General features: G+C 63.1%; 11 protein-coding genes. 4 read left to right on the top strand and 7 right to left on the bottom strand.

Annotated elements, in window-relative coordinates; all coding sequences use genetic code 11:
* Positions 1–31: 31 nt before the first annotated feature.
* The 7 genes from LDZ27_RS03945 to LDZ27_RS03915 all read right to left on the bottom strand — a co-directional run bounded on the left by LDZ27_RS03945 (position 32) and on the right by LDZ27_RS03915 (position 9948).
* On the bottom strand, positions 32–988 hold the full coding sequence (locus LDZ27_RS03945; RefSeq protein ID WP_244815422.1) for a GDP-L-fucose synthase: 957 nt from the start codon (positions 986–988) through the stop codon (positions 32–34).
* 3 nt (positions 989–991) lie between these two features.
* Positions 992–2110 carry a GDP-mannose 4,6-dehydratase gene (gene gmd / locus LDZ27_RS03940; protein ID WP_244815421.1) on the bottom strand — a complete coding sequence of 373 codons (1119 nt, stop codon included), beginning with the start codon at positions 2108–2110 and terminating at the stop codon, positions 992–994.
* 85 nt (positions 2111–2195) lie between these two features.
* Positions 2196–4421: a polysaccharide biosynthesis tyrosine autokinase gene (locus tag LDZ27_RS03935; RefSeq protein ID WP_244815420.1), complete on the bottom strand. Its 2226-nt coding sequence runs from the start codon at positions 4419–4421 to the stop codon at positions 2196–2198.
* A gap of 96 nt (positions 4422–4517) precedes the next feature.
* Positions 4518–5672 carry a polysaccharide biosynthesis/export family protein gene (locus LDZ27_RS03930; protein WP_244816031.1) on the bottom strand — a complete coding sequence of 385 codons (1155 nt, stop codon included), beginning with the start codon at positions 5670–5672 and terminating at the stop codon, positions 4518–4520.
* Between the two features lie 50 nt (positions 5673–5722).
* The gene (locus tag LDZ27_RS03925) at positions 5723–7102 is read right to left on the bottom strand and encodes an undecaprenyl-phosphate glucose phosphotransferase (RefSeq protein ID WP_244815419.1); all 1380 of its coding nucleotides are present in this window, start codon (positions 7100–7102) and stop codon (positions 5723–5725) included.
* Positions 7103–7227: 125 nt separating this feature from the next.
* Positions 7228–8757 (bottom strand): mannose-1-phosphate guanylyltransferase/mannose-6-phosphate isomerase, encoded by a 1530-nt coding sequence (locus LDZ27_RS03920; protein ID WP_370653365.1) that lies wholly within the window; start codon positions 8755–8757, stop codon positions 7228–7230.
* A 189-nt stretch (positions 8758–8946) separates the two neighbouring features.
* Positions 8947–9948, bottom strand: a complete 1002-nt coding sequence (locus LDZ27_RS03915; protein ID WP_244815418.1) for a GlxA family transcriptional regulator — start codon at positions 9946–9948, stop codon at positions 8947–8949.
* 1184 nt (positions 9949–11132) lie between these two features.
* On the opposite strand from LDZ27_RS03915, the gene LDZ27_RS03910 reads away from it, so the two are divergent.
* The 4 genes from LDZ27_RS03910 (at position 11133) to LDZ27_RS03895 (ending at position 15892) form a co-directional block, all read left to right on the top strand.
* A complete protein-coding gene (locus LDZ27_RS03910; protein WP_244815417.1) occupies positions 11133–13322 on the top strand; it encodes a hypothetical protein in 2190 nt (729 codons plus the stop codon).
* 172 nt (positions 13323–13494) lie between these two features.
* A complete protein-coding gene (locus LDZ27_RS03905; protein WP_244816029.1) occupies positions 13495–13947 on the top strand; it encodes a GDP-mannose mannosyl hydrolase in 453 nt (150 codons plus the stop codon).
* Positions 13948–14268: 321 nt separating this feature from the next.
* Entirely contained in the window at positions 14269–14487 is a 219-nt protein-coding gene (locus LDZ27_RS03900; RefSeq protein ID WP_244815416.1) for a hypothetical protein, read from the top strand.
* Between the two features lie 133 nt (positions 14488–14620).
* On the top strand, positions 14621–15892 hold the full coding sequence (locus LDZ27_RS03895) for an IS256 family transposase (protein WP_370653380.1): 1272 nt from the start codon (positions 14621–14623) through the stop codon (positions 15890–15892).
* Positions 15893–16214: the final 322 nt, after the last annotated feature.

Below are 16214 nucleotides of genomic sequence, written 5' to 3'. Positions count from 1 at the left end.
TGTCGTATTCCCTGCGAATGGATGCCGCGATTCACGCGGCCACGCCCGTCTCTTGCGCGGAGGCGCAACGATCGAGGAAGTCGCGATACGTCGCGCGCATGCCCTCTTCCAGCGCGATCGATGCCTTCCATCCCATGCCTTCGAGCTTCGATACATCGAGCAGCTTGCGCGGCGTGCCGTCGGGCTTGGCCGCATCGAACACGAGTGCGCCTTCGAAGCCCACTACGCGGCAGACCATCTGCGCGAGTTCGCGGATCGTGAGATCGTGCCCGACGCCCACGTTGAAGACGCCGTCGTTCACGCTGCTTTCCATGACGAAGGCCGCGGCATCGGCGAGATCGTCCACATGCAGGAATTCGCGGCGCGGCGAGCCGGTGCCCCACACCGGCAGCGTCGCGTCGCCGCGCAGCTTCGCTTCGTGAGCCTTGCGAATGAGCGCGGGCAGTACGTGGCTGCTTGTCAGATCGTAGTTGTCGTTCGGGCCGTACAGGTTCGTCGGCATCAGCGAGACGAAGTGCGTGCCGTATTGACGGTTGTACGCCTCGCACATCTTGAGGCCCGCGATCTTCGCGATTGCATAGGCTTCGTTGGTCGGCTCGAGCGCGGACTGCAGGAGATACTCTTCCCTGATCGGCTGCGGGCACGACTTCGGATAGATGCACGAAGAGCCGAAGAACACGAGCTTCGACACGTTTGAGCGGCAAGCCGCATGAATCACGTTCGTTTCGATCGCGAGGTTCTCGTAGATGAACGAGGCGGGCATCGTCGAATTCGCGAGGATGCCGCCCACGCGCGCCGCCGCCAGAAACACGACGTCGATCTGGTCTTCTTCGAAGAACCGGTTCACCGCCTGCTGGTCCGTCAGGTCAAGCCGGGCCTTCGTGCGGGTCACGATGTTGTCGTAGCCGGCTGCGCCCAAACGGCGCACGAGCGCGGAGCCGACCATGCCACGGTGTCCCGCGACAAAAATGCGTGCGTGCTTGTTCATGGCTTACTCGTGATGTTCGAGAGCCTTGAAACCGGCAAGCGTGACGAGCGCATCGCGGCGGGCGATCTGATAGTCGGCGCGCACCATTTCCTTCACGAGCGACTGGAACGAAGTCGCGGGACGCCAGCCGAGCTTCTCGTGCGCCTTGGTGGGATCGCCGAGCAGCGTCTCCACTTCGGTCGGGCGGAAGTAGCGCGGATCGACGCGCACGATCACCTGGCCCGGACGCAGCTTCGTTTCGCGGCTGTCCACGCGATCCACGATGCCGACTTCATTCACGCCCTCGCCCTCGAAGCGCACATGCACGCCCAGTTCGGCCGCCGCCTGCTGCACGAACTCGCGCACGCTGTACTGCACGCCAGTCGCGATTACGAAGTCCTCGGGCTGCTCCTGTTGCAGCATCATCCATTGCATCTCGACGTAATCGCGCGCATGGCCCCAGTCGCGCAGCGCCGAGAGATTGCCGAGATAGAGGTCGTCTTGCAGGCCCACGGCGATGCGGGCGATGGCGCGCGTGATCTTGCGCGTGACGAACGTCTCGCCGCGCACCGGCGACTCGTGATTGAACAAAATGCCGTTGCATGCGTACATGCCATAGGCTTCGCGGTAATTCACCGTGATCCAGTACGCATAGAGCTTCGCCACGGCATACGGGCTGCGCGGATAGAACGGCGTGGTCTCGCGTTGCGGGGTTTCCTGCACGAGGCCATACAGTTCGGATGTCGATGCCTGATAGAAACGCGTCTTCTTTTCCAGGCCGAGAATGCGGATCGCTTCGAGAATGCGCAGCGCGCCGAGGCCGTCTGCATTGGCCGTGTATTCCGGCTCTTCGAACGAGACCGCCACATGGCTTTGCGCCGCGAGGTTGTAGATTTCGTCGGGCATCACGCGCTGGATGATGCGAACGAGGCTCGTGGAGTCCGTCAGGTCGCCGTGATGCAGAAACAGGCGCTGGTCCGGATCGTGCGGATCGCGATACAGATGATCGATGCGATCGGTGTTGAAAAGCGAACTGCGGCGCTTGATGCCGTGTACTTCATATCCCTTCGCGAGCAGCAGTTCGGCAAGATACGACCCGTCCTGCCCCGTAATGCCCGTGATCAAAGCAACTTTGCGGTCCATGCTTAACCTCTCGTTCTGCGGTCTGTATCGGCGCGCTGGAGCGCGCCGTCATTGTTATTTATTGATTTGCCGGCGCTACCCGGCGTCACTCGGCGATGCTTTCGTAGCCGTAATAGCCGGCGTAGGTGCTGCCCATCAGGATCTTCGATTGAGGGACGTCGGTCAGCAGCACGCCCTTCATGTTCACGCCGCCGTGTTGCAGGCGCTTCATCGTTTCGCCGATCTCCTGCACCTGATTCTTGCCGTGCCGCACGACGAGCAGGCTCGTGCCCGCGTGCTTGCCGATCACCGTCGCATCGGTCACGGCGAGCACGGGCGGCGTATCGACGATCACGAGGTCGTACTGTTGCTTGAGCTGATCGAGCACTTCCCCGAGGCGCTCGCTCGCCAGCAGTTCGGACGGATGCGAAGGCAGCGAGCCCTTCGTGATGAGGTCCACGCCCGGCAGCACGTCGTGCAGGATCGCGCTGGTCACGTCCGCGCCCATCAGCACGTCGGAGAGACCCGGCGAGTGACGCACGCCGAAATGCGAGTGGATGTCGCCGCGGCGCATGTCGCCATCGATCAGGAGTACGCGCTTTCTCGTCGATGCAACGAGCGTCGCGAGATTCGCCGACAGGAACGACTTGCCCGCTTCCGGACGCGAGCCCGTCAGCATCACGACGTTGTTGCCCGCATCGGCCATTTGCAGCTGCAACGACGTGCGCAGGCTGCGAATGCCTTCCACCGCTGCGTCTTCGGGCGCCTGCGCGGCGAGGACGTGCAGGCCTTCGTGACGCATGCCGACCTTACGTTGCAGACGATACTGATGCGTGCTGCGCGGCACGATCGCGAAGACGCGCACGCCCAGTTGCTTCTCGATCTCTTCCGGACGCTCGACGCCGCCATACAGCGCCTTGCGCACGAACGCGACGATCACGCCGAGCACGAGGCCCACGGCCGCCGAGATCATGATGACGAGCATGCGCTTCGGGCGCACGGGATCGTCGGCGGCCTGCGCGTAATCCACCACGCGCACGTTGCCGATCTGCCCCGCCTTCGCAATGCGCAACTGCTGCGCGCTGTTGAGCATGTTCGTGTAAAGCTCGGTGTTCACGCGCACGTCGCGCAGATAGCGCAATGCGTTCTGCTCGGTATCGGGCAGCGTCGATACGTTCTTGCCAAGACGCGTCTGCGCGCCGACGAGCGAGGCGATCTGCGCATCGAGTGCCAGCACCGAAGGATGATTCGGCGTGAAGCGCTGGGAAAGCTCCGCGCGTTGCTGCTGCAGGTCCGTGAGCTTGGTCTTGTTATCGACGATCTGCTGCAGCAACAGACGGCTTTCCTCGCTCAGGTCGACCGTGCCCTGACGATTGCGGAACGTGTTGTAGCGCTGCTCCGCGTCGTCGAGCTGGCTCTTCAGCACGGGCAGTTGCTGTTCGAGGAACGCGAGCGTGTGTTCGGCTTCGGCCGAGCGCTTCTCGGAATCCTGCTGCACGTAGCGGTTCGCGATGTTGTTGACGATCTGCGCGATCTGCTTCGGGTTCTTCCCTTCGAGACTCACGCCGATGATGCCCGACTGCAACGCGGTCTCCGCGACGGCGAGGCGCTGCTGGAGCGCGTCGACGGTCGTGAGCGTCGAGAAGCGCTGCACGTCGAACTGCACGCCCGGCGCGCCGGCGAGCTTCTCTACCTTGATCCTCACCGGGCCATGCGAGGTCATGCCCGTGGCTTCCTGGCCGACCTTGCCCGAGAGAATCGCGACGCCGTCCGGATCGTTCAGCGCATACGTGCCGTTTTCGCCGGCCACGAGCGTGAACTTCTGCTCGTACAGGTCCTTCGGCGTATCGAAGAGCGGCACGTCGATCTGTTCGTTGCCCGTCGCGAAGCGCGACATGAACGCGGGCGGCTCCATGTTGAGCATCGAGAACACGCTCGCCGCCGCGCCGCCGATCACCGGAATGGCATGCGGCACGGCGTTGATGTCGAGATGCAGGCGCTGCACCGTATCGTCGACGACGAGGCGCGAGCGCAGCAGTTCGATCTGCGCGGCCGTGGTCGACTTCGCATCGAACATCTGCGAGACGGCCTGCACCGCGTTCACGTTCGCGTTCGGATTGTTGTTCGGGTTGGCCTCTTCGACCTGGATGAGTGCGTCCGCCTTGTAAGTGGGCGGCGCGATGAATGCGTAAGCCGCGCCCAGCGCGACCACCGCAAGCATGACGACCGTAACGAGTTTCCAGTTGCCTAGAACGGCCGCCAGATAGTCGGATAATCGCAACTCGTCGCCGGTCGAGACGTCCGAGTAGCGTGCATCAAAGTTCGTGGCCATGGTCTCGCTCGCTTATTCTTTGTAGTCTTACAAGAAACGCCGGCGCGCCCCTGCGCGCCGGTCATACATCAACAAACGAAGATTGCTTTTTTGCTTTTACTTCGTGACGACGGCCGCGGTCAGGCCCGCGTTGATCGCCGGCAGCAGGAGGTTCAGCACGCGGCTGAAGCGCACGAGCCCGTTGTTGTCCACATAGACCACGTCGCTCGGCTGCAGCTCGAAGCTGTTCGCGAGCAGCATCGACACCGGCGAACGCGCATCGAGCTTGTACACCTCGGGGTTGTCGGTCTTGCCGTTGCGGATCACGTACAGTTCCTTCGGGTCCGACGTCTCCGCGTTGAAGCTGCCTGCCTGCGAGATCGCATCCGAAAGCGTCAGCTTGCCGTTACGCATCGGGATCACGGTCGCCGGCTTCGTCACTTCGCCCATCACGTACACGCCGTTGTCTTCGCGCGAATCGATGCGCAGCGCATCGCCGCTCTTCAGCATGATGTCCGCGGGATTGCGTCCCTTCGCCGTCATGCCCGCGATGTTGATGTGATACGTCACGCCATCACGGATAAGCGTGACACGGCTCTGGTCCGCCGTCGGTGCGAAACCGCCCGCACGACCGATGGCTTCGGTGAGCGTCATCGGAATGTCGTTGATCTGCTGCGAGCCGGGCGTGCGCACTTCCCCGTCGATATAAACCTGCTGCGCACGGAACGATGCGACGCGCACCGTCAGTTGCGGCTTCACGAAGACCTTCGACAGCTCGGCGTACAGCTCGCGCTGCACTTGCGATTCCGTCTTGCCCGCGACATGCAGCGCGCGGTTCACGTACGGGAACTGCAGATTGCCGTCCGCATCGACGACGAAGCCGGGCGCGGCATCGGCGGGACGCGTCTGCTGCGGCGGCTGGCCGACGGCGGCCACGAGTTCGGGGTGATCCCACACGGTGATCTGCAGCACGTCGCCCGGCCCGAGCGTGTATGCCTTGGGCTTGCCGTAGAGGCTCGCGTTCGGATCGATGTTCGACGGCGGCTGCGCGGCCTTGAGCTTGCGCACGAGCGAGAGATCGATGGGCGTGATCGGAATGTTCACCGTGGTCGCCGGATCGCCCTGGTCGTTGGACGTTTCGGCGAGCGCGGCCGGCTTCTCCATGTGCATGCCCGGCGCGAGCGCGCAGCCCGCGAAGATCACGCAGAGCGAGGCCGCTGCCGCGAGGCCCGAGAGCCGGAACACGCCCGACACGTTGTTGTTGGCGGCCATGGATGTGGTGCCCCGTTGTTGTTGGTTGTGCATGATGGTCGTCCCCTGCATCAATATGCGTTGGTGTGGCGTAGTCCCTTGAAGATCGTAGCGGCGATGATTCTCATATCGAGCCCGAACGACCAGTTACCGAGGTAGTACAAATCATGAGCGACGCGTCCTTCCATTTTCTCGATCAGATCAGTTTCTCCGCGAAATCCGTTGACCTGGGCCCAGCCGGTGATGCCCGGCTTGATCCGGTAACGATGGATGTACCCCGACACGACCTTCTGGTACAGGTCGTCATGCTCGAGTGCGTGCGGACGCGGCCCCACAACCGACATGTCGCCGCGCAGGACATTGAAGAACTGCGGCAGCTCATCGAGGCTGGTACGGCGCAGGAATGCCCCGACACGGGTCACGCGCGGATCGTTGCGCGTGGCCTGGCGAAGCACGCCGGCCTGTTCCGTGTGCAGGCGCATCGAACGGAACTTGTAGATCTTGAAGACGCGGCCATCCGCGCCTTTGCGACGCTGCCTGAAGAACACCGGACCGCGCGAGGTGAGCTTGATCGCGATCGCAATGCCGATGAGCAGCGGCGACACGGCGATGATCGCGGCGAGCGCGAACAGGCGGTCGAAGATTTCCTTTTGCAGCAGCGCGCTTTGCGATAGCGGCGACGCGACGAGATTGATGGCCGTCTCGCCGAGCACGTCCGTTACGCCCGCTTCGAAGAGCGCGAGGCTGCGCACGTCGGGCATGAAGCGCACGTTCACGAGGTCGTCGCGGAATTCGTTCACGAAGCGCAGGATGGTGCGCTCCTGCGAAAGCGGCAGCGCAAGCCATACTTCATGCACGTTCTGCGTGCGAACGTAGTTCACGAACGCATCGTGGTCCTCGAACACCGGCACGCGCGTATTGAGCCGCCCCGATTCCGGCGCGACGTTGAGCGCCGCGCTTGCGCGAAAGCCCGAGTCCTTCGCGCGATCGAGCTTCCTCACGATCGAATTGCAGTGCCGCCCGCATCCGACGATCGCCACCTGATGCAGGTTCATGCCCGCGTTGCGCACGCGAGCGAGAACCACATGCATCACGAGCCGGCCCGCGATCATGAGACCGCCCGACATCGCGGTCCAGTATGCGAACCAGAGCCGCGACACATAGTCGAGGCGATGCAGCGAGAACATCAGCGCAAGCGCGCATCCCTGCACCACCAGCCAGCCGAGCGACACCTGGCACGCTAGCATGACCTTGCTGCGCCCGCGCCACGACTCGTACACGCCGAAGCCTGGAAACAGCGCAAGCGAGAACGCCGCCGCGAACGCGACGAACGCCACCGAATACGCATGTGCCTCTATGTACTGGAACCTTAGTTGCGACGCCACCGCCGCGCCGCCCACGATCATGGCGACGTCGAACAGGCGCGCGAGCAAGCCTTGTAAATCGCGCATGTCTTCTCCCCGAACAGTCGATCCCGCAAAACGGACTACCTTGTCTCCTCCTCGCATGCCGGTCTTTGTGTGGTGCGTCGCCGTTGCAAGAAAGCGTTGTCTCACTCAACTACGAACTGCGTGCTTCAACTGCGGCCATACGTGTCGTCGAAGCGCACGATGTCGTCCTCGCCGAGATAGCTGCCCGACTGCACCTCGATGATTTCGAGCGGCACCTTGCCGGGGTTTTCCAGGCGATGGCGCACGCCGAGCGGAATGAACGTCGATTCGTTTTCCGACAGCAGGAACTGCTCTTCGCCCCGCGTGACGAGCGCCGTGCCGCACACGACGATCCAGTGTTCTGCGCGGTGGTGATGCATTTGCAGCGAAAGCTGCGCGCCCGGCGACACCACGATGCGCTTCACCTGAAAGCGCTCGCCGTGCTCGATGGAGTCATAGAAGCCCCACGGCCGGCGCACCTTGCGATGCGCGTCCGCTTCCGGCGCATGCTGCTCGCGGATGCGCGCGACGAGCCCCTTGATGTCCTGCACGCGCGAACGGTCCGCGACGAGCACCGCATCGTCCGTTTCGACGACGATGATGTTGGTCGTCCCGACGCACGCGACGAGACGCCCGCCTTCGGAGCGCGCATAGCTCGAGGTCGCGCCTTCGAACACCACGCGGCCGCTCGCGACGTTGCCCGAGTCGTCCTTGTCCATCGCGTCCCACACGGCGTCCCACGAGCCGAGATCCGACCAGCCGGCGACGAGCGGCACCACGATGCCTGCGCACGGCGCCATCGGCGTACCGATGTGCTCCATCACCGCGTAGTCGATCGAATCGGACGGCGCCTGGCCGAACTGCGTCGCGAGCGGACGGAAGAACTTGCCGTCGTCGCGGCCTTCGGCGAGCGCCGCGCAGCAGGCCGCGTGCATGTCGGGATTGAGCTTTTCCAGCGCGGCGAGCCAGACGCTCGCGCGCACGACGAAGATGCCGCTGTTCCACCAGTACGTGCCCGCCACGACGTATTGCGCGGCGAGTTCGGCGGCGGGCTTTTCCACGAAGCGGTCGATTTCATGGGCGCCGTCTTCGAGCGCGGCGCCCAGACGGATATAGCCGAAGCCGGTGTCGGGGCGCGTCGGCGGAATGCCGAGCGTCGCGATCACGCCGCGCTCCGCGTGTTCGGCGGCGATGCCGATGGCGCGATGCAGCGCGGGAATATCCGCGATGGAATGATCGGCGGGCATCGCGACCATGATCGCGTCGCGGCCGTCCTTGCATGCGGCGAGCGCGGCGAGCGTGAGCGCGGGCGCCGTATCGCGGCGGGCCGGCTCGACGATGATCTGCGCATGCACGCCGCTTTCGCGCGTCTGCTCTTCGGTCGTGAAGCGATGCTCCTCGCCGCACACGATGATCGGCTGCGCGCTCACGTTGAAGTCGCCCTTGAAGCCTTTCATGCGCGAGACGGTGGCCTGAAGAAGCGAATCGCGACCGACGATGCCGATCAGCTGTTTCGGGAATTGCTCGCGGGACATCGGCCACAGGCGCGTGCCCGAGCCGCCTGCGAGGATGACCGGCACGAGCCGGCGGCACGGCCCGGCCATCATGGCCGAGCCTGCCTCCTCACTGCTCCCGCCTACCGCCACCTCACCTTCCGTGCGTGCCTCATTGTTCATCGTAGGACTCCTGCCTGCATGTTCGTTGTGCGGCGCGCGCTTCGCGTGCCGCCCGAGAATGATTGGGCCGCGGACCAAGATAGTCCGGCCAAATGTTCGACGAAAGACGCCAGCCCCGTCCGCTACCCCACACAAGGCGGCGTGCCTATTCCAGCGTTCCGACGTTCCTGCGTCCCGCGTGCGCGGTCCTTAACCGTTGGCCTCGCGCCGGCTTTGCATCCGGTATTCGGTCGGCGAAATCAGAAGACGCTTGCGGAAAATCTTGGCGAGCCTGTCGCCGTTGCCCATGCCGCTGCGTCGCGCGATCTTGTCCACCGGCAACTCGGAATCGGTGAGCAGCGCGCACGTCACGGCAAGCCGTGCCTGAAGCAAGTAATCCGATGGCGTGATGCCCATCTCGATCTTGAAACGGCGCAGGAAGTTCCGCTCGCTCATCGCGGCGACCTGCGCGGCATCGACGACGGAAATGGGCCGCTCGCAGTTGTCCTGCAGCCAGCGCGCCGCCGCGCGGATCTTGTCGCCGGCAGACGCCGCGCCGCTGTCGCCGAGAATGGAGACGAGCTTCGCAGCGGAGCCGGGCATCAGGCGTTCCGCGACACTGCGCGATATGTCCAGACCGAGATCGCGCTTCACGATGAGCAGCGCGCCCTTCATCGATTCATAGCGATCGCCGCCCTCGCCCGACGCGTCGTCGCGTGCGAGCTGGATCATCGCGTTGCCGAAGCGCGACTGCGCATCGTGCGCGTGGCCGATGCCCGCCGCTTCCAGCACCTTGCGGCCTTCGGAGATCGCTTTCACGACGGTCGTCTTCGAATTCATCCGGCGCACCCATTCGACGATGCGCTCGTCCTTCGCGGCTTCGTCGGCGCCGCGGCCGCCCGCGACGAAGAGCGCGTCGAAGCCGCCGTAATGACGCGCTTCGAGTCCGTCGGTCCATACGCGCACCGACGAGGCACACGCGACATTGCCGCCTTCGACGGACAGGAAGCGCACGTCATACGTGCATTCGGCCTTCGCCTTCATCGACGAGAGTTCGTTTGCCATGTGAAACACTTCGGCGACGATCCCCGCACCCAGGAGCGAGAATCCGTCGAACAGCAAAATCGCAATGCGTTTCACCTCGACCTGCGACGGTCGCGTCGAGGGAGGCGTCCAACCCATGACTGCGGGTTCGAGAGTGGCGTAAGGCATGGTCATCCTCTGCAGCTTTGTTTCCAGGGTGCGGAAGAGTTACTCGGCCATTGCATTGCATCAAGGCGTTTCCCGAACTTCGCCGGGTTGCCGTGACCGATGGGAACGAGAGGTTGGCGGAATCGATCCGCTGGTGTGAATAATAAGCAGACAAAGTTATTTGTGGGATGGATTTCGGCGCCTGAACGACAAAATCTGGTCTGTTATGAGGGTGAGCGCACATTGATATCCCTCCCCAAATTGGGCTCGCCGATCTTTCAAAGCCGCACGTTAAAGAATTGCCGATTCTTCATACGAAGTGTTACAACTGCCGCCCATAAAGGGTAATGAAGTTTCAGTGCGATCGGCCACCGACACCGCTGCAAACCCGCGCCGCACGGCCCTGTGCGGCTGAGCGCGCGCTGTGGGCGCGCGCGGGCCGCCGTGAAACTGATTCAAACGTGAAACATCGGAAGGATTCACGCGGCGCGTGCATATGCCCGGAATCGGAAAATCTTGGTTTATTTGCGAGAGGCGCGCTGCCGTCTCAAAGAATATTCCATGCGAACGATTTAATACAGGACCATCGATAATTTTAATCGTCCGGCATTATCGTTCTGAACGGTAACTCGATAATCGATCGCTCGTTAAAATCGGCGCGGTTTATTTATTCGACGACATAATCGGCGGTTTTAGTCTGACCGTTCTTGCTGCACTGCGCAAACGCCGATTCCCCGCCAAGGTGCGTGCCTAAAGGGCCTCGGCGGGAAGGCTATTTCCGCCAACCGCTAGTTGTTTGCGGCAGTGCACGGCGGTTCGTTTAAGCGAACGATCGGTTCTAAGCGGGTAAATCGTCGGCGGAATGTGGCCCGTATTTTTCGGAAGGATTGCGCTTGGACGTCGCTTTCCAAATTGCGCTTCGGGCGTTGTAACAGCGTCGGCAAAGTTTGCCGACGCGCTATTGCGCGAGCTGCCGACATCGCCCGACGAGGCGGTGTTTCAGTTGTGATAAGCGCAGCCGTGAATCGCACAGGCGTGCTTAACGAGCGTCACATTCGTCGGATGGAACGTCCCGGCATGTGTGCGCTCGCACGGTTGAGCAAGCGCGCACGCATCATCGTGGCGCTTTGAAGAGCAGGCCGCGCGCGAAACGTTTGCTGTGTGCGACGCCGCTCCCGCCCACTCCTCGCGGTCCGATCCTTCGCATGATGATCCGAATTTCCAACGCGCGCCGCATGACGGCGGCGCTTGCGGCACTGCTCGCCGCTTCGCTTTCGATGGCCGGCTGCGACAAGGCGGCATCCGATAACGTCCGCGCTCGCGACGCAGCTTCCGCGCGCGCCGCGGACGTCGCCTCGTGGAAACCGTGCGCCGCCGAACACGAAGTCTGCACGTTCAACGGCACCGCGCGCGTGATGTACGGCACGCCGACGCATCATGTCGTGAGCACATTCACCGCTTCCGCGCGCTGTGACAACAGCGCGTTCGACGATCCCGCGCCGGGCGCCGAGAAACGATGCTGGGTCGCGGCGCGCGACGATTCGGCGCGCGCGCCGCACGTCGACGAAGATCTGCGTCGCGCCGCGCCCGACACACCAGCGCTTCGCTGCGATGCGCGCGGGTCCGCGTCGCCGGCATCGATGCGCGGCCCCGCGATCGAAGCCGACACGCCGGCCAGCGACGGCACGCGCATGTTCGCGCTCGACGCGCCGTTCGCGCTCGCCATCACGACACGCACCGCTTCAGCTGACGTCGTGCATTGGCAGATTCGCGATGCATGGAACACGGTGAAGGCGAGCGGACGCTTCGACGTCGATGCGAAGCCGGCCACGCGCACGCTGCTCTGCACGTCGGGCGCGGCGGGCTACTTCGCGGTGAGCGCATCGCTCGAAAAGGACAAGGGCACGTTGCCCGCGCGCGGCACGCGTCCCTCGGGCGTCGCGACGTTCGGCGTGCTGCCCGATGTGTCGAAGGTGTTGCCGCGCGTCGCGTTCGCCCATGCGGACGAGCATCGCTTCGGCGGCCAGGGCACCGCGTATCTGAAGCCCGGCGAAGCGTGCTGTTCGGGCGACGGCTATCGCCCGCTTTATCCCGATCTCGGTCTCACATGGGTCAACGACAACCGGAACTGGTCGGTGACCGAAGACAAGGCGCCCAACCTGTTCGACCCGACAGCGGACAACCTCGCGCCGTTCTTCAAACATGGCGACCTGCTCCGGCTCATTCAGCTCGACGGCATTCCCGCATGGGCCAGCCCGACGAAAGAAGCGACGCACAGCTACGCGCCCGCATCGCTCGATGCGTATCGCGACTACATGAAGCGCGTGGGCGAGGAATCGAATGCGGTGCGCAAGCGCTGGTTCGCGAAACAGGCGCACAACTACTACCAGGTGACGTGGGAGCCGGACTACGAAGGCGGCTTGCCGTGGCGCGACTCGGACGCGAACCTCGTTGCGATGTACAAGGCCACGCACGAAGCGATTCACGCGCGCGATCCGAACGCGGTCGTGATGGGTCTCACGCTTTCGAATCTCGCATCGAATACGGCGTGGCTCAAACGTCTCGCGCCGCTTGGCATCGGCAAATATCTGGATGGCGTGAGCGTGCACGGCTATTACGACGTCGGCACGTCGCCTTCCCATCCGCCCGAGCGTTTCGATGCGGACCCGGCGACATCCGCGAACGCGATGCCCGCCGCGATGCGCGAACTGCGCCGCACCATGAACGAAGTCGTGCGGCCGGGCGCGAAGCTCTTCGTCACCGAGACGGGCGTGAGCTACGACATCGGCAGCCAATACGGACCGCGCACGCCGGACTGGAACGTGCTCTATGCGCAGGGCGCCGTCGTCGCGCGCACGCATCTGATTCTGCTTGGCGAGGGCGCGGACGTGAGTTTTATCTTCTACGCCGCCGATCCGCCTGAAGTGGGCTACGGCGTGTTCTTCGATCTCGTCAACGCGCAAGGCGGCTACGGACAGCATTCGATCAGCCCGAAGCCGGCTGCGATGGCGGTGGCCGCGATGACGCGCATCATCGACGGCACGACGACGCTCGGGCCTATCAACGGCGTGCCGCAGGGCGTGTATGCGTATGCGTTCCGGCGTCGCAACGGCGGCAAGGCCGTGACGGCGCTGTGGACGCATCGCAATGCATCGTGGCCGGGCGCGAACGGCTTCGACGCGACGCATGCGGTGAGCTATAGCCTCGTCGTCGATGCGCCCGGCACATCGGGCGAGGTGACGGTGTTCGACATGATGGGCAATGCATCGACGGCCCATTACAGCGACGGCCGCTTGCCGCTCGCGCTGACCGAAGCGCCGGTCTATGTGGTCTCTGACAATGCCGAAGTCATGCGCGCCAGCGTGAGTGCGCCAGCGGGTTATGCGGGCGAGTGAGTTGACGATGAGCGAATGGCATCGCCGAGCGATCTTTCGTCTGTTAGGACCAGTGCTGCGCCTTATTGCCGCGGGTATCGGCAAGCTACACTGAGCGCGCGCTGGGTCTGACGGAAGTTAGGACCGGCATCGATACCTATAACGATCAAAGCAAATGACCAATGCAACGGGGATGCTGGAAGAAGTGGATTTCACGACGGTGGTGCGCTTGGCGCCGCTCGTCTCGATCGATCTGATCGTGACCGATGGCAATCGGCGCGTGCTTGTCGGGCAGCGACGCAACCGGCCTGCGCAGGATACGTGGTTCGTGCCGGGAGGACGCATTGCGAAGGACGAATCGCTCGATGCGGCGTTCACGCGCATCGTTAGGAACGAGCTTGGCGTGGCGAGCGTGGAGCGGTCTTCATCGCGGCTTTATGGCGTGTTCGAGCATCGCTACGAGGATAATTTCGCGGGTATCGCGGGGTTCGGGACGCATTACATCGTGCTCGCTCATGCGATGAGTTTGAACGGTGCTGTGCCGATTGGGCGGTTCGATCAGCATAGCCGGTATGAGTGGCTGCACGTTGATCAGCTGCTTGCACGGGATGATGTGCATGAGAATACCAAGGCTTATTTTTGCTAAGGGCTTTGCTCGGTTGCTCTTGGCTTGATGTGGCTCTCTTGCTCTTGCTCTTGCTCTTGCTCTTGCTCTTGCTCTTGCTCTTGCTCTTGCTCTTGCTCTTGCTCTTGCTCTTGCTCTTAGCGTGTCGGTCTATTGGCGTTGCCCCTCCCCGGGGCAGGGGTCACTTTCTTTGCTGCTGCAAAGAAAGTAACCAAAGAAAGCAGCTTCTCAGCCCGCAGCATCTAGCGTGTGGGCAGCTCCCGGAAAGAGCATTGGCACTCGGTTAACGGACAGCCTTGAATGACCTTCCACGCCCGCTGAGCGCAACGTCCTCCGAGCCCCTTGGCTCGACAACACCATCGGTCTGCAAGCGTATGCCCGATTGCCGCGATTGCCGCGATTGCCGCGATTGCCGTGATTGCCGTGATTGCCGTGATTGCCGTGATTGCCGTGATTGCCGTAACTGTCGTAACTGCCGTGACTGCTGAGACTGCTGAGACTGCCGTCCTGCATGCTAAGCAGTTAGCTGCCCTTGCAGAAGTCATTGCTGCCCATCGCTGACTAGCGACGGGGACCGCGGGCGTGAACGGAAAACGGGGATGTGGTGTTGACGAGCCAAGGGGCTCGCAGGACGTAGCGGACCTATCCGTAATTCCGTGGGCGAGGCATATCATGAGAGGTAAAAGTCATGGATATGCCGATGAAGAAGAAACGCACCGTCGCGTCTCAGGCAGCGGCCCGCGGGCCGCTGCCTGAGTTGCCTGAAGCGCTGCTTGATGAGCTGGTGAAGGGTCCGATGACGCCCGGTGAGGTCCAGGACCTGATGCTGGCGTTCAACAAGGCGCTCATCGAACGCGCGATGGGCGCGGAAATGAGCATGCATCTGGGCTACCGGCCCGGCCAGCCCAAGCCTGCCGAGCAGACCAATGAACGCAACGGCGCCAGCGGCAAGACCGTCATCACCGAGCGCGGCGCGGTGCGGGTCGATCTGCCGCGCGACCGTGAAGGCAGCTTCGAGCCGATCCTGATTCCCAGGCACGAGCGCCGTTTCGCGGGCTTTGACGAGCGCATCATCGCCATGTACGCACGCGGCATGAGCGTGCGCGAGATTCAGGCATTTCTGGCCGAAAGCTATGGCACCGAGGTCTCACCCGATTTCATCAGTTCGGTCACCGATGAGGTGATGGCTGAAACGCTGGCCTGGCAAAGCCGTCCACTCGAGGCGATGTACCCGGTGGTGTTCTTCGACGCGCTGCGCGTGAAGATCCGTGGCGACGGCGTGGTGAGCAACAAGGCGGTGTATCTGGCGCTGGGCATTCAGGCCGACGGCCAGCGCGACGTGCTCGGCCTGTGGATCGAGCAGACCGAAGGCGCGAAGTTCTGGCTGAAGGTGTTCAATGAACTGAAGACCAGGGGCTGCCAGGACATCCTGATCGCGGTCGTCGACGGCCTGAAGGGGCTGGCCGAGGCGATCGGCACAGCGTACCCGCGCACGGCCGTGCAGACCTGCATCGTGCACCTGATCCGCAACAGCCTGGAATACGCCAGCTACAAGGACCGTAAAAGCGTCGCCGCCGCGTTGCGTCCGATCTATGGGGCGGCCAGCGAACAGGCCGCGCAGCAGGCGCTGGAGGCCTTTGCCGAAGGGCCATGGGGCGCGAAGTATCCGACCATCGTGCAGTCATGGCGACGGGCATGGGAGAACGTCACACCGTTCTTTGTGTTTCCCCCGGCGATACGCCGGGTGGTGTACACCACCAATGCCATTGAGAGTCTGAACATGCAACTGCGCAAGATCATCAGGACGCGCGGCCACTTCCCCAACGACGAGGCCGCCATCAAGCTGCTTTGGCTGGCATTGCGCAATGTGCTGGCGAAGTCGGTACGGGCGGCATTTGACTGGTCCTCCGCCATGAACCAGTTCGCTATTCTGTTTGGAGAGCGTTTTACCAACGCACGCGGGTAACTCCGCTAACCGCCTCGCCCACAAAAACGCGGATAGGTTCGACGTAGCGCTCAGCGGGCGCGGAAGGTCATTCAAGGCTCTCTGTTCACCGAGTGCCAATGCTCTTTCCGCAAGCTGCCCACGCACTAGCTGCTGTGGGCTAAGAAGCTGCTTTCTTTGGTTACTTTCTTTGCAGCAGCAAAGAAAGTGACTGCCGCCCCGCACAGGGGCAACGCTAATAGACCGACACGAGAAGAACTAGCCGAAGAATCATCACGAAGATGACCGTTCTCGGTCCTGCAGCAGCAAAGAAAGCGACTGCCGCCCCGCACAGGCGCAACGC

Origin of the sequence: Caballeronia sp. Lep1P3, assembly GCF_022879595.1 — a bacterium.
In the GTDB taxonomy this organism is placed as follows: Bacteria; Pseudomonadota; Gammaproteobacteria; order Burkholderiales; family Burkholderiaceae; genus Caballeronia.
Note: the sequence above shows the minus strand (reverse complement) of the source record. Positions and strands in the feature narration are given on the sequence as shown.